This window comes from Glaciimonas sp. GNP009, from assembly GCF_054343755.1.
The window spans coordinates 2,553,260-2,577,598 of sequence record NZ_JBTGUV010000004.1 but is presented as its reverse complement, the minus strand read 5'-3'; the positions used below and the strand labels follow the sequence as shown (position 1 = coordinate 2,577,598).

Here is a 24,339-nt window from a genome sequence, read left to right as displayed (position 1 = left end):
CGCTGCCATGCCGCCATCAGACACGCGCACGTGGTCTTAAACCTCCACACTGGAAGCCGCTTTAAAACCGTTTTGAGATTCTCTGAAAGCTACATGGGTGCGATGGACGAACCAAGAGGGTGGCTACAAAATGTATGCTTTTGCCGACAAAGGTTGATATTTTACAACATTCAGAGAGAGTTGATTGAATCTGGACCTAGCCGCCCATCCACAATTGCATCTGGCAACACCATGGGTGTTTTATTAATCGCGAATTCAAGGTTCATGGGTGCAGTGGGATGGTACGTGCGCAATTCAGATTGGAACAGAAAGGGTAAAAATCGATCTTTGAATATCAATATATTACGTATGGCCAGAACGCTTAGCGCATGAAAATTTGCCCGTGTACGGCATTTTTTGCAGACCTTTATACGCGGTAGAAAAAACCGTTTGAGAAACGAAAAAAATGGTCCCCAGCATTTTGCCGGGAACCATTTTTGTTGCCTACTGGCTAGGTCCTAACTTGGTACGCGTTACGTACAAATTAGAAATAAATAAAATGTATTTTATTTATTTCGAAGGACCACCCTCAATGTTTTTCACACGTTTTTCGAGAGCAATAAGGCTATCTTCGATGATTTTAAATTTAGCTTGCGACGCATCTAACTTAGCTGCAGATTCTGCTAACTTCGCTTCCGAGGCAACAACCTTGACTTCTGAAGCAGCGACCTTCGCTTCTGCGGCAACTAATTGCGCTGCTGCGGCATCCAGTTTAACCGCTGCTTCGTCGAACTTAGCTGCCGAAGCATCTAGTTTTTCTTCCAGGGAAGCCATGCTATTGTCAAACGGCGTGATAACTTCGATCAATTGACGTACGGTAATCGCATCGCTCATTTCCGAACCATCTGCAACACGTTTGATTTGACGGTGACCGCCAAGCCCTTCGGAACGGCCGTAGTAATACGAACCAATCGATACCGGACCTTGACGACTATCTTCTACTGCGAAAGTAAGCTTTGTTTTCTTACCAACAAAAACATCTTTGTCCTCTCGCGGTGTCAAGTCGCGTGACGCATCCAGTTCAGAACCGGAACCGAGTGCTACGCCGCCACTTTGTCTTACACTGGTGTTAGAACCGATTGCAGTGGTTGACGAGGCTGAGGCTTGACTGCCATAACCAACTGCTGTCGTATTTTCCAGGACATTACCGGAACTACCATTGATATCACCAGCAACGGCTTTAACACCGATAGCTGTACTACGATATCCCCATGCACGGGCATCAGCACCCACTGCGGTTGCCCATGTATTCTCTTTGTACCAAGTGGCGCCCGGCTTTACTGCTGTGGCGTCAATAGTTGCGTAGGTATTTACACCAATTGCAACACCACGTTGTGAAGTTGATACGCGCATTCCCTCACTGTTCCAATTGCCAGAAATAGTACCACCTGCGACCAAAACAGATTCCGATCGATTACCGCCCAAGTCGCTTGCGGGCACACTGAACGCACTACCAGAAACCGTCAAAGCAATAGCAGCCAGGATCAGTGAAGAAGAAGTTTTCAGTTTTAACATAGTCATATTTATTTTCCAAAAATTAGCAAAAGATTCTTACCCGTTTTCGACATCTCACAATCGGCAGATATCTGATACGCTCAAGTGATAAGTTCAAAGAACGCACCATTTTTTTCTCTGCTATTTTTTGCCTGCTAATTAGCAACATCACTAACGGCCCATAACAACTTATGGAAATCAATCAACTAAGATTGCATGATGCCCAATGATGATGCGTTAATACAAATAGCAAATAGCATCTGTAACCAGAAAAGGCGCCGTGAGAGTGGTCAGCATGCCGGATGTAAAATCACGTTAAGTTCAGGAATAAACACCCAGAATGTTGTGTGTTTATCCTTAAGGGTGTTGCAATCACCCATGCACAAATTATCTGGTAAGTAGTTTTTATTTAATATCAGCAGACTCTTTTTTTTAGCGAGATAAATCTCTATTTGACCAAGATAAGTGAGTCTATGCAGTGAATTTTCCATCAGATATTTCTCGATTCTTCACAGATTTTGAAATAAACAGATTTAAAAATAACACCAACATTGGCCGAGATATAGGAAGAAATGCGATGTGAATGTTGACTACTACATTGTAGATTGTGCGCAGATGGGCAAACTTTTTCGCGCGTGATTTACATCACCTGATAGAAATTAATTGTGTTGATCCAAAACTGCGGATAGTGCGCCACAGTGCGACTGTTTTATCGACCAAAAACACCTTGCGGTGACGCAGGAAATAAAGCGATATCGCTCCGAAAATGCGCTTTACACAGACAACATAAAATAAAAAATAACGTGAAGACTTTTAACTGCCATGTAGGGGGAGAGGGGCACGAAGTACGCTCTAAAATCAATCCTCTGATTTGATAAAATGGCGTCAATCGATTCTCCTTATGATCCGCTAACAGCCGTTACGCTATTTTATGACAGCCGATTTAATCAAAATAAAAATCGTTAATTTTGATAGAAGCGCAATGCCTATTACCATTATTTTTATAAGAATAATGGCAAGGACAGCCATGAAAGGTAAAGCGCCCTCAACCACAATCAATACGCATCAAGTCTATTTATAGCTCAACGTAAAAGTGACTGCACCGTTTGCCACACCAACTGTTGGCTTATTAGAGATTTGGAAATAGGCTGCTTGCAATCTGACTCTCTGCTGACCAGCTTCGCCTGTATGCGCTCCCATTTTTTGCGGCGTGGCAAATGCAATCGGTGCGCCCGCGTTGTCCAATAACTGAATGCCAATTCCTTGCGCCACACCCGGCTCAATCGTTAATCCAGCCACACCCACGAGGCCATTAATAGCATTGGGGGTGTCAAATTGCATATAAGTGTCTTGATTTTCGTTTCCTATATCCGAACAATTTAGAACGATATCAAAGGACTTCGATGGACCGGCTGTGCCAGCACCTTTAAAATCAGTGAGTGCGGTTTTCGGCATATCCACTTGAATCGTTTTAGATCCCGGATCGAGCGTGCAACTGGCCGGAATAATAGTAATCCCCCTACCACTCAACGTCGTTGTAATCATGGGCTTTCCTGGGCCCTCACCACCGGTATAGTAATTCGTAAAGCGCCCCATTTTCAGCTCGCCCCCGTACGGTATCGGCCCCGTTTTGATGACCTCAATTTTGAATTGTGATCCAATATATAAACGTCGCAAACCTTCTTCCATGAGCGTATGAGGATACAGATGCTCTTTCGATTCAGCCCCCTCCCCCATAGCCATTACCCGCGTCATCCGAAGGCCAATACCGTCAATATCCGTATCAAATACATTCGGGTAAGTCGAGTTGGGACGAAAGTGGGGTTCAACTTCACCAATTAGTAAGGCCTTTCCTTCGCCTGTCGGACAATAAGCCATAATTTCGCTTTTTCCTATGACGGGAATATTGACCGACTTTTCTGCCAGCACGCTACCTATCGGCTGGTCTCGAATAATAATATTGCCAACATCGATTTGGACTTGCTTCGCCACGTATCCCGACACCACATGACAAACAGCCCAACTACCACTTGCCGCGCACATCAAAACACCTGCACAGATCATCTTTTCAATCTGCGCCCGTAATCGCCCAGCGGGAGCCGCTTCACCGGTCTTGGCGAACAACTTTGTTTGCTTGATCATCTTAAATTTCTTCCGTAATGTTGCACTTCGCGGTTATTTCTTTGAAGGCGCTGCTTTCCGTCACATTGCCGTCGATGGCATAAGGAACCTGACATTGCTGGTTGGGCTTTTTGCCCCATTTAACGGTCAGGCTGCCTTCGTTTTCCAGGCCGGTGACATACGCTTGCCCGTCAGGCCCGACAATGCCCAGTTCGCGTCCGTCATCGTCTTCAACGCGTGCGCCAAGCGGCAAGGATCTGTCGTTTGCGTCTGTTAATTCGAACAGCACGCGATGACCGACTCGCGCCTCAAATCTGGCTAGTACCACCGCGCCGCGCCGGGGAATAACATCTTGCACGGCGTTGGCAATTTCAATATCGTTACCTAACTCCTCGGTCCGCAATGCGATTCGATTTTTGTTGTAGGGACTGATATAGGGAATCACTGCGTTTCCGGCAGCATCGGTTTCGATACCGGCGTAGCCTTCAATCGGGATCCCTTTTCCACCCGGCACGTTGACCACGGCAACGGTCTCGCCCAACGACTGCGATAAGGTCACGCCATCAGCGTGTGCCACAACACCACCTGTGACCGACATGCTGGTCTGGCCGTAGCCGCGACCCTGGCTGCGGCTGGCGTCGAAACGCGCAACTGGCGACAAGTACGTCATGGTTCCACTACCCGACATCCCACCGTCGGTACTCTTGTCGGCGTAGACACCATAAGTCAGGCGACTATCATCGAACGCCGACCCCGTGTAACTTGCATTCTGGACCAGATTGCCTTGATCATTGCGTGATGCGCCGTAACCAACGTAACCATCTTTTCCACCTAGTGGCATGGACAGGCTGACGCTAATCTGTTTGTTGGAACGACCGCCGTCGTAGGTGTTGTAATCGAGGTAAACGCCATAATTAATTTGTCTGAAACGACTGTTATAACTAAGGCGAATAGTGTTGTCTTTTGCCCGTCGTCCCCAGTAACTTTGCTGACCAGCGGTAAAGTACATTGCGCTATCGGTGCCGATACGTTGTGATACCGTACCTTCCATGCGGCTGCGCTGGTTATACAAAGCGTATCCGGGTGCCATGTCCTGCAATTGTGCCGCCTCGGCAAAAGTACGATAGCCGCGCGTTGAGTAGCGATAACCGAGTACGGAGAAATTGGTCCCGGATGACGCGAAGGATTTAGCATAGCGAAACCGAATCGAGCTACCCCGATATTCTGATCCGCCATTCGCTTGTGTGCGGGCGTGCGCCACATCAATCGAATACGCCCCAAAGCTATGTAAATTGATACCCGTACCAACCAATACAGAACCGTAAATAGTCGAGATATTTGCGCCGCCATACACGGTGACACCTGCCGGCAAACCACGTGTCACTGTGGCCTGCACAAAGACTGGCGTGCTGCCGGAATAGCCGCTGCGATATTTACCAGCAGTCGCGCTATAACGCCATGCACCATCTCGCATCATGACCGGCAAGGCTGCAAATGGCTGGATGAATTTGGTCTCGCGGCCATCGGCTTCGGTGATGGTCACTTCCAGATCGCCGCTGCCCGAAGTGGAGTACAAATCGTCAATGACGAATGGTCCCGGCGCAACGTAGGTCGTGTATATGATGTAGCCATTTTGTCGCACTGCTACTTTGGCAGCAGTTTGTGCTACGCCACGAATAGTGGGGGCGTAACCGCGCTGGCTGTTTGGCAACATCGCCTTGTCTGTTTGCATCTGCACGCCACGGAACTGTACGCCATCAAAAATATCGCCGGGCGAACTGCCATCGCCCACCACCAGTTGACTCTTGAGCGAAGTGATATCCCGTTGTCCGTAAGCGTTGACCGTTTGCCAGCCGCCACGGCCATAGCGGTTGGGGCTAAAAGTAGAAAAAGTACGCGCGCGCCAGTCGCCAACATTGACGCCGCTGCGCAGCCCTGCGAAGACAGTATTGCGCGAGTCGCCATCGGAGTGGCCCATATTAATCTGGTAATCCAGCAAACCCGCGGTGATGCCCGTATTCCACAATTTTGGATTCACCGTGCCACGCGCCACCCGCCGCATTGCTGCTTGCGGAACGCTGACATCAAGTCGAAATTGCCCTGCATCATAGGTCACATTCGCGGCGGGAATAAGGGTTGAAATATTAATACATTGTTCATCGGGAATATTAGTTGCGTTGTCCGCAGACGCTGTGCCGTTAGCCCCCATTGTATTGGCGGCATCGGTCTTAACTTTGGCGGGAAATGCGGCAAGGTTCACACCCCAACGACTCAACATTTTACGCGTGATGCAGGCTGTTACTTCCTTGCCGTTATCGTCTTTTGAAAAGCGAATATCGCGTCTTTCTTTAAAATTTTCATTGATATAAATATCGACAGAATAGATACCGGGCAACACCACATTGCGCTTGGAAAATACTGAAAGATCGGCTGTCGGCTGATTGCCGCTAATACTTAAAAAGGACGCATTAAACTCCAAATCGGTATCCGCCGCGCATGCCCATTGCGGCACCATCACCAGTGCAATAGCCGCCAAAGCACTCTGAATTTTGTTCAGTCGCCATTTTGGATGTCGCGTTGTATGTGGCAAGAAGATGGCTTCGGCAGATTGCCTGACCGCTATCGTCGCTATGGATTCCAATTTTCGGCTTAAATTCAGACGCGTCTGCTTCTTTGAAACTAGAGTGTTGGCTGAAGATTGTCCTGCACTCTGATCCAGAACGGAATCCAAAACAGGTTCCATCGTTTCAACCAAAATGTGGTCAAGATGTGCTGCCATCAACACGCCGGCTTTATTTTTTGACCCACTCATTTCGGCTCCTCTACTCTGCCAGTCTTTTGCATTACTCCGCCCTGTCCTGCGTATTGGCGAGACTTACCATGATGTCTTTTGAATCAGAGTGCGCACCATAATCGTTGATGGTAGAAAAGGTGATTTGCAATGGTCCGGTCGCATCGGCGTGCACGTCGCCTTGCGCAACTGTCAACGGAAAAATACGTTCACCGGATGGCGGAACCATATCGAGATCAATCTCCTGTTTGGTCGCGCCGTGTACTGTCAGCGACGCAAAAGTGACGTGATAGGGTGTCGGGTTGTTGACTTTTAATGCCTTGCCGACGCCGTTGGTGGCCGGCACCAAAGCCCACTGAAGCGCAGCCGGAGCCGCTAGCGAGCCACCTTCGAAGCTTGGCATGGCGGCCGGCCTGTAGAATATTTTGATGCGCGTACGCAACGCAATTTGCAGCACATTCTTTTCTTCTATTTTGGTCGGAATTTCTTTTACATTTAGCCAGAGTACCGATTCACGATCCTCGGGCAATGCTCCGCCACCGCGCACAATGCGGAGAATATTTTCCTTACCGGCATCCAGACGGGATAGCGGCGGCGTAACGACCAGCGGCGTTTTATCACCGGCAACGCGTTCCTTGCCAGCATCGACCCAGGTCTGCACGACATACGGAGAAGTGCCTAAATTACGAATAGAAACGGACGCTTCACGTTTTGTCGCATCATAGATTACGCGAGTTCCGCCTACGCTGACCCCGGCTGCGGCCTGCAACGCAAATCCAAGGGACAACAACGCGCCCACGCAGGTGTGCGCAAAATGTTTTTGAAACATGAGTATCCTTAGTATGCATACCCCTCAAACGGCGACCAGCGCTGTAGCTGGCTTTCGGACGTATTTGCGTCGGAGGTATGGCAAAGAAATGAATCAGGAAGCGAACCGAGAAATGCGTTGATTGGATTGCGCTAAACTGTTTCTTGATGCGCGGCCTTTGGCATAAAACTACCAACGACCGCCCTGGCATAATTACCTGCCAATTTGCAGCAATTTTCCATCTATCTTTCAGCTATTTTGAAGCTGAATTTAAGCCGGATTTATGCTGAACCAATGCTGTTTTACTGATAGCCTGTTGATTACTTGTAAGTAATGTTGAATTGCGCAACAGCAGTAACATCACCAGCAATCATTTGTGATGCTTCAGCCATGGTACGAACAAAACGTGCATCGAATGGCAGCTTGTTAACACCGTCGAGCAATGGATACGCACGCGAGTCAGCACCCAGAATTGATGCGCCATCTACGTCCATAATTTGAACACCAACGCCTTGACCTTTACCGTTACCGACATCGACTGCCAGCAATGCAGCATCAATCGAATCGGTAGTGCCAGAAAATTGCACGGTTGCATTTTTCATTGCAGTCGTGTCGCAGTTTTCCAGATCGATATAAAAGCGATTGTTGATACCTTTATCGCCTGGTTTTTTCATCGAAGCATCGCTTAGTGCTAGCGTACCCAGATTCACATAGTTCATACCTTTGTTGGTACAAGTAGTCGCTTCAATTTTTCCAGAAAAAGCAACTTGACCATCAGGAATACCCGCAGCCATGGCTGATTGTGATGCGATACCTGCGAAAGTCAAAGTGACGATAGTTGCGGCTAATTTCAGTTTCATGTAAATCCCTTAAGTGATGTAAGCTTCCAGTAAAATGCGTCTGGCGAGAAAAATTCGCCGGGAAGAAAGCCGCTCTATAGTAAAGATTTGAAATGATAAAAAACATCAGAGAATTCTAATAAGAGATAAGACTTTGCTGAAAATGCATACAGAAATATCAGTCTATGTAGATACTTTTTTGGCGACAACTAACAAAAAAACGAAGATTAAAAAATCGTTGCAGATCAAAATGAGGCTTTCGCCTCCTATGAGGCGTTGCACATTTAACACCACTTGGGATGTCATAAAAAGAGAGAGCAATGCGGCGAGAATTACCTTAGCAATCGAAGGGCTCTTGACCGTTGACTATTTGAAATGGCTGGATGTGGTTGTTTCAAACCGGCTGAGCGCCGATTGGAGGTAAAAATTGGTGGGCGAATCGTTGGATGAATCAGGAGATGAATTAGCGGGGGAATTGGTGGACGGAATTGCCAAACAAATTTGCACGCAAATTGGAAAATCGATACACCAGCGAATGGCACGATACGTCACCAGTTACACAAAAAAATTGGTCTTGCGATTGCCAAGACCAATGATGCGTGACCTTTTGTTATCGGGCAGAAGGATTAAAAGCGTAAAGATAACGCCTTCATCGTGCTAATAAAAACTTCTCTAACCGCTGCACGCCAGATGCGAGACGTTCTACCGAACTGGCAAAACACCAACGAATATAGCCCTCACCTTCAGGACCAAATGCACTTCCCGGAGCCAATCCCAAGCCAGCATCACGCACCAGTTGTTTGCACAATGCCAAACTGTCAGTAACGCCATCCAAGCGGAAAAATAAATACATCGCCCCTTTGGGCAACGGCGCGGTAATACCCGGCAACGCATTGAGGCGCTGATATAAAAAGTCGCGCGCGGTTTGATAGCGGTCAATAGTAGTGGCGATAATATCGTCCCCGCGTTCAACGGCGGCAATACCCGCACGTTGCACAAATCCGGGCGCACACGAGGTATTGAATTCGATCAATTTACCCAGATCAGTCATCAAGGTCGGCGGGGCGACCAACCAACCCAGACGCCATCCTGTCATCAACCACGCTTTTGAAAAACTATTGGATGAAATAAGTCGATCATTGGGTTCCGCAATATCCAGAAACGAAGGCGCGCAGAGCTTATCGTCATGGGCTTGCGTATCGTTGGACCGTCCGCTTATGGATGGGCGATACACGACCCGCTCATACACATCATCCGCGACGATCCAAATGCCGTGCTGACGGCAATGGTCCAAAACGATTTTCTGTTGCGCACGCGACATCACCCAACCGGTCGGATTGTTGGGGGAATTAATCATCACCGCCCTTGTGCCTGGCGTCAGTGCATCAATTAATTGCTGGATATCGAGATCCCATACCTCGCCAAATTGTAGTGGCACACGCACGACTTCAGCACCTAAAATCTTAGGGATTTCGACGACATTGGGCCACAACGGTGTGACCGCCACAACCCGATCACCCGGACTCAAAATCAGTTGAGACAGTAACATCAGCGCCGATACGCCAGAGGAAGTGACGGCAACGCGGCTAGCGTCCAGTGGTTGATGTAATGCGGATAAATAGCCAGCAAGCGCTTCACGTAACGGCGGTATGCCATAGTTGCTGGTATAGAACGTATCGCCGTCATCAAGCGCTGCTTTCGCGGCATCGCGAATGAAGGCTGGCGTTACCTGATCCGGTTCCCCGAACCAGAAAGGCAATACATCACTGCGTCCAATGCCAACATTTGCCACTTCACGGATACGTGAGGCTTCAAGACTTTGAACGACTAAACGGGCGCTAGGAGAAGGTGACAATACCATAGACTTCTGACTCCAGAAATGACAAATGAAGCGAAACGAATCCCGATCATTCTGCGCTATGAAGAGGAAGCGCTGACGACGTGAACCTAAATGAACCTAAATGAGCCTACGCGACACTGCACTAATTTGAACAAAACCAAGTGTAACGCATCCTGCAACGCTGTTTTCCGAACATCTTTGATTTTTTATCCTGTGGGCCACTCTGTGCGTTTTTTTACTATTCTGGCCGATTTCAGTTATTGTTCATCTCCTCAGGGCTATTGATGATGGAGTGGATATGAACAAGTTAAGTACAAATAATCTACGAGGGTTTTATCCGCCGATTGCTCCGTTCCGACAAGGCATGCTCGAAGTTGGAGACGGTCATCAGGTGTATTGGGAAGAATGTGGCAATCCTGCCGGTAAGCCGGTCTTGTTTTTGCATGGCGGCCCGGGTGCTGGTTGCAATGACAATCACCGACGACTGTTCGATCCGGCACGGTACAGGATCGTACTATTCGATCAACGCGGTTGCGGCCGCAGCAAACCCCACGCGCATCTTGAGGCGAATACAACCTGGCATCTGGTCGACGACATTGAACGGTTGCGCATCATGCTAAAAATTGAGCGCTGGCAAGTCTTTGGCGGCTCATGGGGAAGCACGCTGGCGCTAGCTTATGCACAATCGCATCCGCCGCGCGTTACCGAATTGATCGTGCGGGGAATTTTTACATCACGACAGCAAGAACTTGACTGGTTCTATCAATGTGGCGCATCGATGATTTTTCCGGAAGCCTGGCAAGAATTTATCGCCCCTGTGCCAGTGGCTGAGCAAGGCGATTTGATGGCGGCGTATCATCGGCTATTGAATGACGGCGATGAGCAAACCCAACTCGCTGCGGCACAAGCGTGGAGTACGTGGGAAGGACATGCGATTAGCTTGCTACCGAACCCGCAATTTGTGGAAGAATTTGCTGAAGCGCATCATGCATTGGCGGTAGCGCGGATCGAAAATCATTACTTCGTCAACGCGGGATTCTTTACGCCCGATCAGTTGATTATGAATGCCGGAGAACTGCGGGATATTCCCGGCATTATTGTGCAGGGCCGATACGACATCATTTGTCCACCACAAACGGCTTGGGAGTTGCATAACGCTTGGCCAAACAGCGAATTGATAATGATTGCTGATGCTGGCCATGCTGTCACAGAACCGGGCATTTTGGATCAATTAATCAGGGCCACCGATCGGTTCGCGAATCATTAAATAATAAAGCCCTCGATAGTCGTTACGCGACTATTCGACTATTCGATTACCATCGTTCATCGCAAGTATTTTCCATCAAGCCATTGCGAGCAAGCAGGATTAATTGCTCGCAATGATTTAATGTAGCGCAAAACGTCAGATAGGTTATTCCAGGCGTCTATTTACGCGTCCGAAAACGGCTAGACGCCAACTTCCCTACGGCGTATAAATAGAGCATGAAAACTCTACTTTCACATCGACTTAGTACGTCATTATTGCCGCCACCAATCATCGACACCAAAATTGAATCAAGCACCAAAACGCTCAATGATGAGAGTTGCTATCGCGCATTGGCTGCCAAAGATAGTCGCTTTGACGGCGTCTTTTTTGTCGGTGTCAGCACTACCGGAATCTACTGTCGCCCAATCTGCACTGCCAAAACACCGCGCCCTTCGTCCTGCACATTTTATACAGGCGCAGCAGCGGCAGAAGCCGCAGGTTTTCGCCCATGTCTTCGTTGTCGTCCAGAATTAGCGCCCTACGCATTGCAACAAAATCTGGCCTATGCAGTGTGGCAACGCATTACTGCGGGTGCGCTGAACCGCAACAGCGACAATCGTAGCATCACCAATAGCACCGAAGATAAAAATACCGAGGGCGGCCGACTTGAGCAATTGGCAGCAGAAGTCGGGCTTTCTTCCCGCCAGTTAAGGCGGGTTTTGCTGCAACACTTCGGCGTTTCACCAGTTGAGCTGGCGCAAACCCAGCGTCTTTTATTTGCAAAAAAACTATTGCAGGAAACCCACTTATCGATGACCGAGCTGGCCGACGCCGCCGGATTTGGCAGTATCCGGCGCTTTAACGCCCTCTTTAACGCACGTTACGGCATGGCACCGACCGCATTGCGTCGACAGCATAAACCTGGTACCGCACACTCAAATCCGATGGAAGATGTGGTGACTGTGCGGTTGGCGTATCGCCCGCCGCTGGAATGGATTTCTATCTTGCAGTATTTGCAGCCACGCCTGATTGCAGGCGTCGAAGCAGTGCAACTGGCACACGCCAGTCCGGCCTACATTCGTAGTATCCGACTCGACAACGTCAGCGGCTGGCTGCGCGTGACGCACCTCGCCAGGCAGCAACAATTGGAAGTACAGATTTCGCCGACACTGACCCCGATGCTAATGCCGATTCTGGCGCGGCTGCGCAATCTGTTTGATCTGGATGCCAACCCCGCGGTAATCACTGCGCATTTACGCTTAGACCCAGCGCTGGCAAACCGCATTGATGGGCAATCCGTTCAACATCGCCAACCGTGGATTCGAGTTCCGGGCACGTTTGCGCCTTTTGAGCTTGCGGTGCGGGCAATACTAGGGCAACAAGTCAGTGTAGCTGGCGCGAGCACATTGACGGCACGATTGGTGAGTCGATTCGGGTCATTATGCGAGACGCCCTTTCCTACAATCACACATCATTTTCCGGACGCAGAAACGCTGACGAATTTACCTGCGTCTACACTGGCAAGCATTGGTATTCCGACCTCGCGTGCTGAGACTATCCGGAATATGGCGCGCTATGCAACTGCGCATGCAGCCGATGGAAATCTACCCACCAGACCCGGTGCAACGCTCGCCGAAACAATCGCACAATTAACCGCGATACCGGGAATCGGCAACTGGACCGCCCACTATATTGCTCTGCGCGCTTTACGCTTTCCGGATGCATTTCCCGCTGGCGATCTGGGACTACAAAAAGCGATGGCCGAAGCTGGCGGTCGCCTGACTGAAAAACAACTCGCCGCGATAGCTACCGCATGGTCACCATGGCGCGGTTACGCGGCATTACTTTTATGGCAAACACTATGAATACCGTATCGATAAACACACTCAAAACCGTCGATGTCACTTATTACGTCGCCCATAACAGTCCGGTTGGCACGCTATTGATCGCAGCGACCGACGCCGGTATCAGCGGCATGTATTTTGAGGTGCACCGTCATTTCAAGGGAAAAGATGGATGGATACTGGCGCCCGACCATCCGCACCTCAAAGAAGCTGCACAGCAGTTAGATGAATACTTCGCAGGCGTTCGTCAGCAATTTGATCTGCCGCTGGCGTTGCATGGAACGGCGTTTCAACGCGCCGTATGGGACGCCTTAATCGCCATTCCTTTCGGCCAGTCGACCACCTACGGTCAGCATGCCGTGCAGATCGGGCGGGCCAATGCGGTGCGAGCGGTCGGCACGGCAATCGGGCGCAACCCGGTCTCCATTATCGTGCCCTGCCATCGGGTTTTAGGAGCCTCTGGGGCGCTAACCGGCTATGCGGGTGGCTTGGAGCGGAAAGGCTTCTTGTTGCGGCTGGAAGGCGCTACCGATCACAAAGCGCATGATGATCTGTTCTGAGCCAAGGAACAGGAAGCATTAGATGATTCACGTCCGATTAGCTGCCACTAACGCCTAGCGAAGTAGAGGATCATTTTTTCTAAGTGTCGGGCTGCGAGTGTTTCAAAAAGCGACAACCGGCAAACCCTGACTTAAAAATTGATCAAAAATGTGGGGCAATTTATGTTGAAATGCCGATCGCTTAAGGAAGTGTCATTGTTTGCACTTCTTTTTGGCAACATTCCGCAACCCCCTAAAGCGGCGCAGAGACTCAAATATTCTGCGATTGACTGCCCTGTTAGCGACGCTTACATCGTTTGCAATATTAAAGAATTTCGGGGCGGAATCCGCTGGGAGTAAGAATCCGTGTTCGACCAAAGCTCCCTCTCTGTAATAGACCCGCCCGCCGCTCTCAAGTCACCAGATAGTCAGCATCGCCTGCGAGCGCCATAGCGAGCAAAAACGCATCATTCGGGTCATCAGCCTCAACGTCTGATGTGAATCGATCTAAAACAATTGCCTGTTGAAAATTGTTGACCATCGTGCCCACCTGATGGGGTTGCAATACTGCTTTGAATTTGGGGTATCGACTGGCGCGGCGCAATTCATCAAGTTGCACCAATGAATTGACAACCTCAAATTTCGCTGCGCGCCAAGCCCGATAATCGCGTCTGGTGCGCCATGAGGGGAAATAAGTGCGGACAATAAGACCTTCGTATCAAGTACCACCCGCATCAGTGGTTCCGGGCCCATTGCACGGCTTCATCAACCATGGCTGTCAGATCGACCTCGCTCACGCCCGTATTGGCCATTTTTGTCTGCTCGGCCGTTAGCTCGAGAATATGAGCGCGAACGGCCTCCTCAATAAACCGGGAAAGATCACCTTTTCGACCACCCCGACTAGCAAGGAACATACGAAGCGATTAATCTGCGTCCGGCGAAACCGCAATATTCCAGCGTATTTGGCGCATAATTATTTCCTTCTTAGGCGTATAACTGCTTATGTGTTTATGTGTTTATGTGTTTATGTGTTTATGCACCAAGCTGAGACTCCGCTCAAGTTTATGTGGAATACGAGAATTTACTACCCTTTCCACAACCTGCAAATCTTGACTGAAAAACAGGCTAAATGCGGTCCGGCGTGATCACCGCCGATTTGTCTTTTTTATAATGCGTAAATTACGGTCACAAAATTGACTTTCAGGCCGTGTCTCTGAAAATCCGGCCCACTCCAAAACACTTCGTCCAAAATGCGCTAGTACTCAATCTATTTTTATAGATAAGTCTCCCCCCATTTTCAGATTTTTCTTAAATCTTTACACAGCACTTTCCTGCAGAATGAGCATTCTATCTTCTTAAAAAGACATGCCTTTCTGCGCCGGATCGTGGGTGATCTTTATCGCTTTGCAGTTTCTCCGCAAATAACATCGCCCTGTTTTTCCTCCCTCTTACTTGCTTGTTGCACCTACGAAGGTAGCCATTATGCTTAGTCCGAACAAAGGTTTTACGCTGGTCGAACTAATTATTACGATTGCGGTGGTCGCAATTCTGGTAGCGATAGCGTTGCCATCCATGCGTGATTTTGTGACTGATATCCGCGTCGCCAGTAACGTCAAGTTGTTCTTGGCCGCGAATCGGTTCGCCCGATCAGAGGCGATTATGCGGGGTCGAATGGTAAGAGTGTGCGCGGCTTACGACATTGTCATGCCTGACAGACCTAACATAATTGTGTGTCGCGGCGGTGGCGCTAGCTACAACAGCCGATCACGGGGACACGATTATGATCCGGACGGCGATTATGAGCTCATTGAGCGCGATTGGTCTCAAGGATGGATTGTAGACGTTTCTATTGGCCGTTTTGATACCACGCCAGTAATAAGGCTTTTCCACAGCCTCACATCCAATAGCATGACCACAATTACCGGCTCACACTCATATGTGGTATACAGCGCGACAGGCGCCCTTTCGGCCTCATACCGCTATACATTGTTTAATGTTCTATTCAGCCCCGGCACCAAATTTGCGCGACGCGTATGTATTTCGGTTACTGGGCTCGCACGAGTCGTCCGCAAAACAGGCGCTGCCGATCCTGTTTGCTAATAGCTAAACGCAGCAGCGCCAGAAGAAAACGCCTTAACAAAAAGCCGCCAGCGTTGCCACTGACGGCTTTTTGTAATGCTATCGCATCGATAATCGCGACCTAACTACATGTTAGTGCAATTATGCCGCTTTGGCTTTTGCGATCACGCGCTTCACCACTGCTTTTTTAACTGCTGGTTTCTTGGCGACGGCCTTCTTCACGGCAGCCGCTTTCACCACAGTTTTCTTTACGACGACTTTTTTGGCCGCGGTTTTGACCACTGCGACGTCTGCTGTATCAGCATCTGCGTCACCATCAACGACTGCCGCTTTGGCCTTCCCTTTAGCCGGTGCTTTTGGCTTCCGTTCTTCAAACTCAAAACTGACCTTGCCGTCCTTGCCTTTGACCAGAAATGCCTTGAATGGCCTACGTGTGCGTTGGGAAACAAAGCCCGGCAACAAATCGGTCTTTCCTTCATTGAGCAACTTCGCCATTTGCTCGGGCAAGATTTCTTGCTGCAAGATGATGCGGCCGCTGCGGAAATCACATTCTTTCGGCTTGGCGACGCTCTTCTCGCAAACGTACGCAAGACCCAGTTCAAATACGCCGTTGCCACATTTTGGGCATGGTCCTACGGGCGTTTGACCGGTGAAATCAACGCCTTCACCGTTTTCGCCTGCCTCGTCGTTTTGACCGAAATCAAACTCAAGTTTTGAGTTCTTGATCTCTTCATCGCGACTGATTTTGAGGATGGCCGCAAACGGACGTCCCATCTTGGAGCGGAAACCTTGTAACGGGCCGATAGTCCGATTGATCAGCAACTCTTCGACTTCTGCAATTTCAAATTGGCGGCTTCCCGGCGTTTTGCTCATTGAGAATTCGCATTTTGTACAAGCAAACCGACGATAATTTTCTTTCACTACAGCGCCACAATTTGGACACGGCGCGACCAGTGTTGCGTAGTCGCCAGGGATCGTGTCGTTGTCGTATTCTTTGGCGCGCTTGACGATGGTTTGGGTCATCTGGGCAATTTCACGCATGAACTCTTCGCGCGTGATTTTGCCTTTTTCCATCTGCGATAGCTTATGCTCCCATTCGCCGGTCAACTCAGGCTCGGTTAATTCGTCAACACCCAGGCCATGCAAGAGCGTCATTAACTGAAACGCTTTGGCGGTCGGAATTAACTCACGGCCTTCACGCAGCATGTAGCGTTCAAAGATCAAACCCTCGATAGTGGCCGCGCGCGTGGCTGGCGTGCCCAGACCTTTACCGGCCATGGCTTCGCGCAGTTCACCATCATCAACCAGCTTGCCAGCACCTTCCATCGCGGACAGCAGCGTGGCTTCCGTATAGCGCGCTGGCGGTTTGGTGACTAATCCGTTGGCTGTGACTTTGTCGGTCTTGACCTTCTCGCCGCTGGCCACGGCAACTAATGTGCCGCTGTTTTCTGCATCTTTTTCGTCCGCGACTTCCTTGCCATAAATCGCCAGCCATCCCGGATTGATCATGACCTTGCCTTCAGTCTTGAACTGATGACCGGAAACTTCCGTAAAGCGTGTAGTCACCTGAAATTCAGCGGCAGGGAAAAACACCGCCATGAAGCGCCGGGTGACCAGATCGTACAATTTTTGCTCAGGCTCGGACAGATTCTTCGGTGCCTGCGTAGTCGGAATGATCGCAAAGTGATCACTGATCTTGCTATTGTCGAAAATACGCTTGTTCGGCTTGACCCAACCTTTGTTGAGAATCTGCGCGGCGAACTGTTGATAGTTGTTGTTCTCCGACACGGTTTCCAGCGTTTCTTTGACCGTGCTCAGATAATCTTCCGGCAAATGGCGCGAATCGGTACGCGGATACGTCAGGACTTTGTGGCGCTCATATAAAGACTGTGCAAGACCGAGCGTATTTTTTGCGGAGAATCCAAAGCGCGAGTTAGCCTCACGCTGCAAACTGGTCAGGTCGAATAATCCCGGCGCCATTTGCGTGGTTGGCTTGGATTCTTCGGTGACGTTGCCCATCTTGTTGCGGCAAGCCGCAACAATCGATTCTGCGGCAGCCAGACTCCACAAACGCTCGGCGCGTTTTTCGGGATCATTCTCGGTTTTTTTGTGTTGCGTATCGAGCCAGCGACCTTCATAAATACCGGCGGCGCAGATAAACTCTGCCCGCACTTCCCAGAAGTCACGCGGAACGAATTTTTTAATCTTCTCTTCGCGCTCGACCACGATCGAGAGTGTCGGCGTTTGTACGCGACCAACGGTGGTCAGATAAAAACCACCCTCTTTCGAGTTAAACGCGGTCATTGCGCGGGTACCGTTGATACCGATCAGCCAGTCAGCTTCACTGCGGCAACGGGCGGCGTCGGCCAATGGCAACATATCTTCATCGGCACGCAAATTGGCGAAACCATCGCGGATAGCGCCCGGCGTCATTGACTGCAACCAAAGGCGTTTGACCGGCTGTTTGGCTTTGGCGTGTTGCGCAATCAGGCGGAAAATCAGTTCGCCTTCACGTCCGGCATCGCAGGCATTGATCAGTGCGGTGACGTCTTTACGCTTGATCAGCTTGTTGAGTACTTTTAATCTGGCTTCGGTCTTGGCGATCGGATTCAACGCGAAATACGGCGGAATCATCGGTAAATGGGTAAAGGTCCACTTTCCGCGTTTGACATCGAACTCTTCAGGTACGGCGATTTCCAGCAGGTGACCGACAGCTGATGACAGCACGTATTCGTCGGACTCAAAGTACTCATCGTGCTTGGTAAAGCCGCCAAGCGTCTTCGCGATATCGTTCGCGACAGAAGGTTTCTCGGCGATGATGAGGGTCTTGCTCATAAATATGGTCTCGAAAGTGGCGCGCTTTCCCATCAAATGAGTTGGCGCATGTTACAGCTAAATACTCGTTTAACTAGTCGGTGAAATGCAGAACTTAATCATTGCTACGTTGGTACGACCGGGCTAAAACAATTGGGTTGAATCGGCCGGATTGAAACAGCTGGGTCGGAACAACTCGGTCCAAACAACTGCGAAATACAGCGTTATCGAAAGGAGTTATTAGCTTACCAAAAGGCAACTCTCGCACACTATAACAGCCAACATAGAATACGGCAGTGATTAAGCGGCCAATGATAAGCGGGTTATTGGGAATATCGCAAGCCCGGCAAGCGCTGCCGTTGCTTACAATTAATGGTCGAAGAAGCCTGCGCTGCCAATTCTAATGCAACAGGCGCGGTTCCGGGTCTTCATCGTCGTCAAGAAACAACTCATCAAACATCAATCCGTCCGGCTCTTTGCCTTGGCTCCACAACACCATCAACACGATTACTTTAAGCTTATCGAGTGATATTAGCGATTCCCCTGCGGCTAAAGCACGTTCGATGACGATTTCGCGCTGTACCGGATTGAGCATCTTAGCTGACTCAAGGAACTGAACGAAGCCTATTGCTTCTGTGCCAAGTGCGTCCATTTCTTGCGGCGCGTATATCCGCATGCCAAATGAAAATGCAGTTTGCTGAGGATAGCGGTCAGCGTAAGAGTGATTACTTACAGCCAGATCAGTCAGCCAGCCAAGCGCTTTGGTAATTTCATCATCTTCAAAACCAATTGCCGTCAGTTTCCTGACCAAGGCCTCAGGTTCCGGGCAGGCATCGGGACGGTAATATGTTTCATATAGGTAAACTAGGACTTCAAACATGGTTCTACTGTATCGCTAAGATTGGACTAAAACAAGTTGCTAAAACTATTTGCAAAAACAGCAATCAGCGAGGAGAGGTTGGGCCGCGTGGATTGCCAGGATACAACCCAATTGGGGCATTTTTGCGAAAATCCTAGACAATTATCGCAAAATTGCGGTCTTTACAATCGATTAAACGCCCAAATAAGGTGATTTACCCATAATTTATAGATACCTTTATACCAGTATCGCAGGATTTAACGCATTCTGCCGAAAGTGTCATTCTGACATGTGTAACTGGCGGTAAAAAAATTCGCTGAAATCTGAGCTTGAATCTACGCCAAAATTCACGCGAGACCCAAGCGGATTGATATCAAGATGCGCGACCAGCAGTAAAATTGTTTCTATTGGCCGATGCGCCGATAAACACCGCCTGGAAGCAACTCTACTAAACCCTCTAGCTCAAGCGTCAATAGCTGCGCACTTAATAGTGCGATATCGATACCACTGCGCGCTGCCAACATGTCGATGCTCGCCGGATCAAAGCCGAGAGCGGCTAGCAAAGGATCATCAACATAGCGCGTATGCTCACTATCGTCTGATGGCGTAGAAAACAATAATGGCTGCGCTAGTAATTCACCTTGCTTTGAGACCGCAGAAGCTGGACGCGCCGGCGATACAAAGGATGCCATTTCCTCCAGGATATCCTGCGCTGACTCAACGAGCTTGGCTCCTTGCTTAATCAACTGATGACAACCTTTAGAAAGCGGCGAATGAATTGACCCGGGAATCGCAAAAACGTCTCTGCCCTGCTCCGCCGCCATTCGGGCGGTGATCAACGAACCGGACTGGGCGGCGGCTTCTACCACCAGAACTCCGGCAGACAGCCCTGAAATAATCCGGTTCCGACGCGGAAAGTTAGCCGCAATACCCGACATGCCAAGCGGGTACTCACTAACAATACAGCCAAATTGTGCAATCTCATGGGCCAGACTGCGATTGCGTGACGGATAAACGATATCCGCGCCGGTCCCGATCACCGCGACTGTGCTCCCCGCGTCAAAGGTTTGGCGCGTGTTGCGCAACGCACCGACATGCGCAGCGCTGTCGATGCCTAGCGCCAGACCCGAAATAATCGTCAGTCCGCGCTGGCTCAGGGTCTCAGAGAATCGCTCGGCATTAGTGGTGCCTTGCACGGTTGCATTGCGACTACCAACTACTGCCAGTGAAGGTCGCGCCAGCAATTCAACCCGACCTTTCACGTATAGAACTAATGGCGGATCAGAAATATTAAGCAACGTCGCGGGATAGTCGTTATCGGCCAGCGTCAGAATCCGGTTGCCCTTCTGCTGCGCCCATTCCAAAGCACAATCAATCCGTTGTTTAGTCAAATCCGATAACGGTGCCAACAGCGCCAGCGCAATTTTGTGCGAGACAACGTTTTGGAGAGCGGTTAGCGAGCTGGAAAAAATATTGGCTGGCAGGCCGAAGGCAGCCATCAGACGGCGTGCGGTGGAAGATCCGACACCCTCCGTCTGCTCTAACCTAAGCCAGTCTGCAAGATCGCTCGCCAACATCGGTTGAAACACCGATTGAGCAACCCCTGGCCGGCCGGGTGGTTGGGAGAATGTATTTGCCGCTGTGAATGGCGTTTCAATGACAGCGGCATCGTTACTAATATTGAGGATATTTTCTGTTTGCAACACTTAGCCCGTCTACTCTGGTGATCTGGCAATATCGCCGACCTCCACTGTATCGCGAACTTGCATGATCAATCCGTAAGAAATATGCCTAAATATTCTGAAGATAAATAACGTGCCGTATTGCTCATCGGGAAGTTTCACAGCTTTTTTTCCATCTAAAGGATCGGCGATGGTTTTACCAAATCGGTATAACTGCAACACATTGCCAACCTCCATGTTGTCTTCTGCACCCTTATTGATGGTGACAATCTGGTTCTGACCTGCATTGGCAACCCCACCGTAAATCGAGACAATGCGCGCATTGACGTCAACCAAAGGTGGGTGCGGTACGTAGTTCAAAATGGCGGTAATCGGCACTGCCACCAAACGATCTCCGACGCTCATCTCTTCCTTCGACTCAACGATGCGGAAGGTATCCGCTTCATTTTCTGCTTTGCCTGCACGCTCCAGTTTCAACGTGCCTAAATATACTGCCTCATAGGCGATGACCTTGCCAGTGACCGGATCTTTCAAGGGTTTGCCGGGACGGAAAGCCTGGAATGAGGTACCGCCCTTAAGATCGCCACGCACGTAAGCGAGATCATTACGGCCCAAATTTACATGACCTTCCTGTACGGCAACAATATGCGGAGCGTTATTTAATCCGTCCTCTTCAATGATCAACGGCTGCGAAAGAAACGGCGCGATTTCCTCCGCCGGAATCGCAGAGATCGCTTCGCTTCCCAGACCTTCTACCCGAATTTGTGGCGACAACTTAATCGTGCCAGACGTGCCGCCAGTTGGCGTGCCGAGTCGCAGTCGACCCGCCGCGCGGTCAAAATAAACGATCTGTCCAGGATAAATCCAATGAGGATTTCGAATTTGCTCTCGGTTCATTCCCCACACTTGCGGCCAGCACCACGCATTCTGCAAAAAATGCCCCGAAATTCCCCACAGCGTATCGCCACGCACGACGACATGCTGATCTGGTGCATTGGGCAAAAACGCACAGCGCGCCTTTGCCGTCGTTTGCGCTTGGGAGATTGGCAAAATACCAATGCCAGCTACAAAAGCGAGAAGGAGTGCAGCTGTGCTAAACTTTTTCATGTTGTTTCCGGTAAATGTGGCGTTAAGTTAGCGCATCCTTAGTGCATCAATACGCACCTTTCCAACCACCTTTTTCCCCACCCTTAATGGTCAACGCAGCTGCTACGTAGAGCCAGCGAATTGGTCGGCCAGGTGAGTAAGGTGATTTGCGGACTATCAATGCGTTAAACTGGAATTGACTAACAAAATGCAATTGCGTGGTTTGCCGCGTAAAATACCGCTGTACACACCCACAATAGTTGTAAAAATGTTTGCCAAAGCGCATCAAATTTTGCCTATAAACGCTGAAACTAGCAAGTGATAAACCATTTTCGAATCGCCTTATTGTCGTCCAGAACCGTATGTCTCTATTAAATATCTTGCGTTACCCCGATGCCCGCCTGCAAAAAATTGCTCGGCCGATCACCGTTTTTGACGCCCGTCTTAAGCGCTTAATTGCCGACATGGCCGAGACAATGTACGAGGCTCCCGGCGTTGGTTTGGCGGCGTCCCAAGTCGATGTCCATGAGCAACTGTTGGTGATTGATACCTCCGACACGGGTAAAGAACTGCGCGTTTTTATTAACCCGGAAATTCTCTGGGCCAGCGAAGAAAAGCAAATCTACGACGAGGGATGCCTCTCAGTGCCGGGAATATACGACGGCGTCGAACGTCCAGCGCGCATCAAAGTGCGCGCATTGGATGCTGATGGAAAACCATTTGAAGTTGACGCTGAAGGTCTGCTTGCGGTCTGTATTCAACATGAAATGGACCATCTTAAAGGGAAGATGTTTGTCGAATATCTGTCGCCGTTAAAGCGCAACCGCATCAAAGCAAAGATGCTTAAAGAAGAACGAGAACTGAAGCGGGAAAAGCAATATCGCTAACAAGAAAGTATGGGTGAATACTTAAGCGATAATTGTTAAGCGTTAAGCCTCCGCTTTAAGCCTCTATAAATTGCCTGCATTTAGCACTCATGCAGGCAATTTTTTTAGCTAAAACAATGCTAAAAAAGATAAACTCACTATCAGCCGTTTCTGGCGACCATACCATCAAGACCGATTCGGTCGCCTGCAACGCACCTCACCACTTGCGGGGCCAATGCATCCGTGTCAAACCTTCCGTGTTAAATATTCCTTATCATTCCAATTTGATCAAGCTGCTGTCATCTATGGTGTGTGATGCATCACCATTGCATGATGACTATCTTGTCGCTTTTGCTAAAAACAAATAGTGAATAGCATTCATAAGCAGCAAAACAAACTCATCCGTAATAAAATCCTGGTATGAAAATAATCTTTGCCGGAACTCCTGAATTCGCCGCCGTTGCCTTAAAAGCCCTTCACGACGCAGGGCATGAGATCACGCTCGTACTCACACAGCCTGATCGCCCTGCTGGCCGCGGTATGCAATTGCATGCCTCCGCAGTGAAGGCGTTTGCGCTCGCGCATGATATACCCGTCGCACAGCCGGTCTCGTTGCGATTGGATGGAAAATATCCCGACATCGCACAAGACGCGCACACGTTATTAAAGGCCACACCGCATGACGTGATGGTAGTCGCCGCTTATGGCCTCATTTTGCCTCTCAGCGTTCTGAAGATACCGCCCCATGGATGTATTAACATTCATGGTTCACTCTTGCCGCGCTGGCGCGGTGCGGCTCCGATACATCGGGCCATTGAATCCGGTGACACAGAAACCGGCGTGACCATCATGCAAATGGAGCAAGGTCTGGATACCGGTCCGATGATGTTGATTGAACACGTGCCGATTGGCGATCGCGACACCACCGGTAGTCTGCACGATAAGTTGGCGGTGCTCGGTGCCAGAATGATTGTGGAGGCAATTGGCAAGCTGGAGAAAAATGAACTACCGGCGACACCGCAACCGGACGTTGGCGTGACCTACGCGGCAAAGATTACCAAAGAAGAGGCGGCTGTAGACTTCAATTTGCCAGCAGATAGTTTGGATAGAAAAATTCGTGCGTTTAATCCCTTCCCCGGGGCGTTTGCCACTTTCGGAGGCGTGACATTAAAAATATGGGATGCCGAAGTCGTTCTCGACAGCAACCTAAACAATCAGTATAGCGCAGGGCAAGTAATCAGCGCCGATCCGCAAAATGGTGTCATCGTTGCTTGTGGTGCGAATGCATTGCGGCTCACCGTACTGCAAAAACCTGGCGGGAAACGCTTGCCGGCGAACGACTTTATACGCGCATTTCCAATGGCTGATGGGGCGTTTGATTAACCGGAAGGT

The 24,339-nt window shown here is 49.7% G+C and carries 17 protein-coding genes and 1 pseudogene; 6 read left to right on the top strand and 12 right to left on the bottom strand.

The genetic code is table 11. The features are described from left to right. Positions 1-549: 549 nt before the first annotated feature. The 6 genes from ACXX82_RS12205 to ACXX82_RS12180 all read right to left on the bottom strand — a co-directional run bounded on the left by ACXX82_RS12205 (position 550) and on the right by ACXX82_RS12180 (position 9,953). The gene (locus ACXX82_RS12205; protein WP_458562999.1) at positions 550-1,560 is read right to left on the bottom strand and encodes a hypothetical protein; all 1,011 of its coding nucleotides are present in this window, start codon (positions 1,558-1,560) and stop codon (positions 550-552) included. 1,044 nt (positions 1,561-2,604) lie between these two features. Beyond that, positions 2,605-3,675, bottom strand: a complete 1,071-nt coding sequence (locus ACXX82_RS12200) for a fimbrial protein (RefSeq protein WP_458562998.1) — start codon at positions 3,673-3,675, stop codon at positions 2,605-2,607. Position 3,676: 1 nt separating this feature from the next. Then, entirely contained in the window at positions 3,677-6,466 is a 2,790-nt protein-coding gene (locus ACXX82_RS12195) for a fimbria/pilus outer membrane usher protein (protein WP_458562997.1), read from the bottom strand. Between the two features lie 31 nt (positions 6,467-6,497). Further along, on the bottom strand, positions 6,498-7,274 hold the full coding sequence (locus ACXX82_RS12190) for a fimbrial biogenesis chaperone (RefSeq protein ID WP_322235019.1): 777 nt from the start codon (positions 7,272-7,274) through the stop codon (positions 6,498-6,500). 299 nt (positions 7,275-7,573) lie between these two features. Further along, positions 7,574-8,113 carry a fimbrial protein gene (locus ACXX82_RS12185; RefSeq protein WP_322235017.1) on the bottom strand — a complete coding sequence of 180 codons (540 nt, stop codon included), beginning with the start codon at positions 8,111-8,113 and terminating at the stop codon, positions 7,574-7,576. 628 nt (positions 8,114-8,741) lie between these two features. Then, positions 8,742-9,953, bottom strand: coding sequence for a pyridoxal phosphate-dependent aminotransferase (locus tag ACXX82_RS12180; RefSeq protein ID WP_323506500.1), 1,212 nt, complete (start codon positions 9,951-9,953; stop codon positions 8,742-8,744). Between the two features lie 277 nt (positions 9,954-10,230). On the opposite strand from ACXX82_RS12180, the gene pip reads away from it, so the two are divergent. The 3 genes from pip to ACXX82_RS12165 all read left to right on the top strand — a co-directional run bounded on the left by pip (position 10,231) and on the right by ACXX82_RS12165 (position 13,582). Beyond that, complete coding sequence (pip, locus tag ACXX82_RS12175) at positions 10,231-11,199, top strand: prolyl aminopeptidase (protein WP_322235013.1); 969 nt, start codon at positions 10,231-10,233, stop codon at positions 11,197-11,199. Positions 11,200-11,414: 215 nt separating this feature from the next. Beyond that, positions 11,415-13,043 (top strand): DNA-3-methyladenine glycosylase 2 family protein, encoded by a 1,629-nt coding sequence (locus ACXX82_RS12170; RefSeq protein ID WP_322235012.1) that lies wholly within the window; start codon positions 11,415-11,417, stop codon positions 13,041-13,043. Further along, positions 13,040-13,582, top strand: coding sequence for a methylated-DNA--[protein]-cysteine S-methyltransferase (locus ACXX82_RS12165; RefSeq protein ID WP_322235010.1), 543 nt, complete (start codon positions 13,040-13,042; stop codon positions 13,580-13,582). Before ACXX82_RS12170 ends, ACXX82_RS12165 begins: the two co-directional genes overlap by 4 nt. A gap of 304 nt (positions 13,583-13,886) precedes the next feature. On the opposite strand, the pseudogene ACXX82_RS12160 reads toward ACXX82_RS12165, so the two are convergent. Together ACXX82_RS12160 and ACXX82_RS12155 are read right to left on the bottom strand one after the other, a co-directional pair. After that, positions 13,887-14,296: pseudogene (locus ACXX82_RS12160) on the bottom strand (putative toxin-antitoxin system toxin component, PIN family). Next, positions 14,296-14,475 carry a ribbon-helix-helix domain-containing protein gene (locus ACXX82_RS12155; RefSeq protein ID WP_322235008.1) on the bottom strand — a complete coding sequence of 60 codons (180 nt, stop codon included), beginning with the start codon at positions 14,473-14,475 and terminating at the stop codon, positions 14,296-14,298. Before ACXX82_RS12155 ends, ACXX82_RS12160 begins: the two are co-directional and overlap by 1 nt. A 568-nt stretch (positions 14,476-15,043) precedes the next feature. Between ACXX82_RS12155 and ACXX82_RS12150 the strand changes: the two genes are divergently transcribed. Next, the gene (locus tag ACXX82_RS12150) at positions 15,044-15,661 is read left to right on the top strand and encodes a GspH/FimT family pseudopilin (RefSeq protein ID WP_322235005.1); all 618 of its coding nucleotides are present in this window, start codon (positions 15,044-15,046) and stop codon (positions 15,659-15,661) included. Positions 15,662-15,781: 120 nt separating this feature from the next. Here the strand turns inward: ACXX82_RS12150 and ACXX82_RS12145 are convergent, their stop codons facing one another. The 4 genes from ACXX82_RS12145 to ACXX82_RS12130 all read right to left on the bottom strand — a co-directional run bounded on the left by ACXX82_RS12145 (position 15,782) and on the right by ACXX82_RS12130 (position 22,102). Beyond that, positions 15,782-18,475 (bottom strand): DNA topoisomerase III, encoded by a 2,694-nt coding sequence (locus ACXX82_RS12145; protein WP_323506497.1) that lies wholly within the window; start codon positions 18,473-18,475, stop codon positions 15,782-15,784. A 379-nt stretch (positions 18,476-18,854) separates the two neighbouring features. Further along, positions 18,855-19,334, bottom strand: a complete 480-nt coding sequence (locus ACXX82_RS12140; protein ID WP_322234999.1) for a Smg family protein — start codon at positions 19,332-19,334, stop codon at positions 18,855-18,857. A 383-nt stretch (positions 19,335-19,717) separates the two neighbouring features. Further along, the gene (dprA, locus tag ACXX82_RS12135) at positions 19,718-20,890 is read right to left on the bottom strand and encodes a DNA-processing protein DprA (RefSeq protein WP_323506519.1); all 1,173 of its coding nucleotides are present in this window, start codon (positions 20,888-20,890) and stop codon (positions 19,718-19,720) included. A gap of 138 nt (positions 20,891-21,028) precedes the next feature. Beyond that, positions 21,029-22,102 (bottom strand): LysM peptidoglycan-binding domain-containing protein, encoded by a 1,074-nt coding sequence (locus tag ACXX82_RS12130; protein WP_322234997.1) that lies wholly within the window; start codon positions 22,100-22,102, stop codon positions 21,029-21,031. Positions 22,103-22,443: 341 nt separating this feature from the next. Here ACXX82_RS12130 and def point away from each other — a divergent pair, with 341 nt between their 5' ends. Beyond that, positions 22,444-22,968: a peptide deformylase gene (gene def / locus ACXX82_RS12125; RefSeq protein WP_322234995.1), complete on the top strand. Its 525-nt coding sequence runs from the start codon at positions 22,444-22,446 to the stop codon at positions 22,966-22,968. A gap of 399 nt (positions 22,969-23,367) precedes the next feature. Further along, entirely contained in the window at positions 23,368-24,330 is a 963-nt protein-coding gene (gene fmt / locus ACXX82_RS12120; RefSeq protein WP_322234992.1) for a methionyl-tRNA formyltransferase, read from the top strand. Positions 24,331-24,339 lie beyond the last annotated feature (9 nt).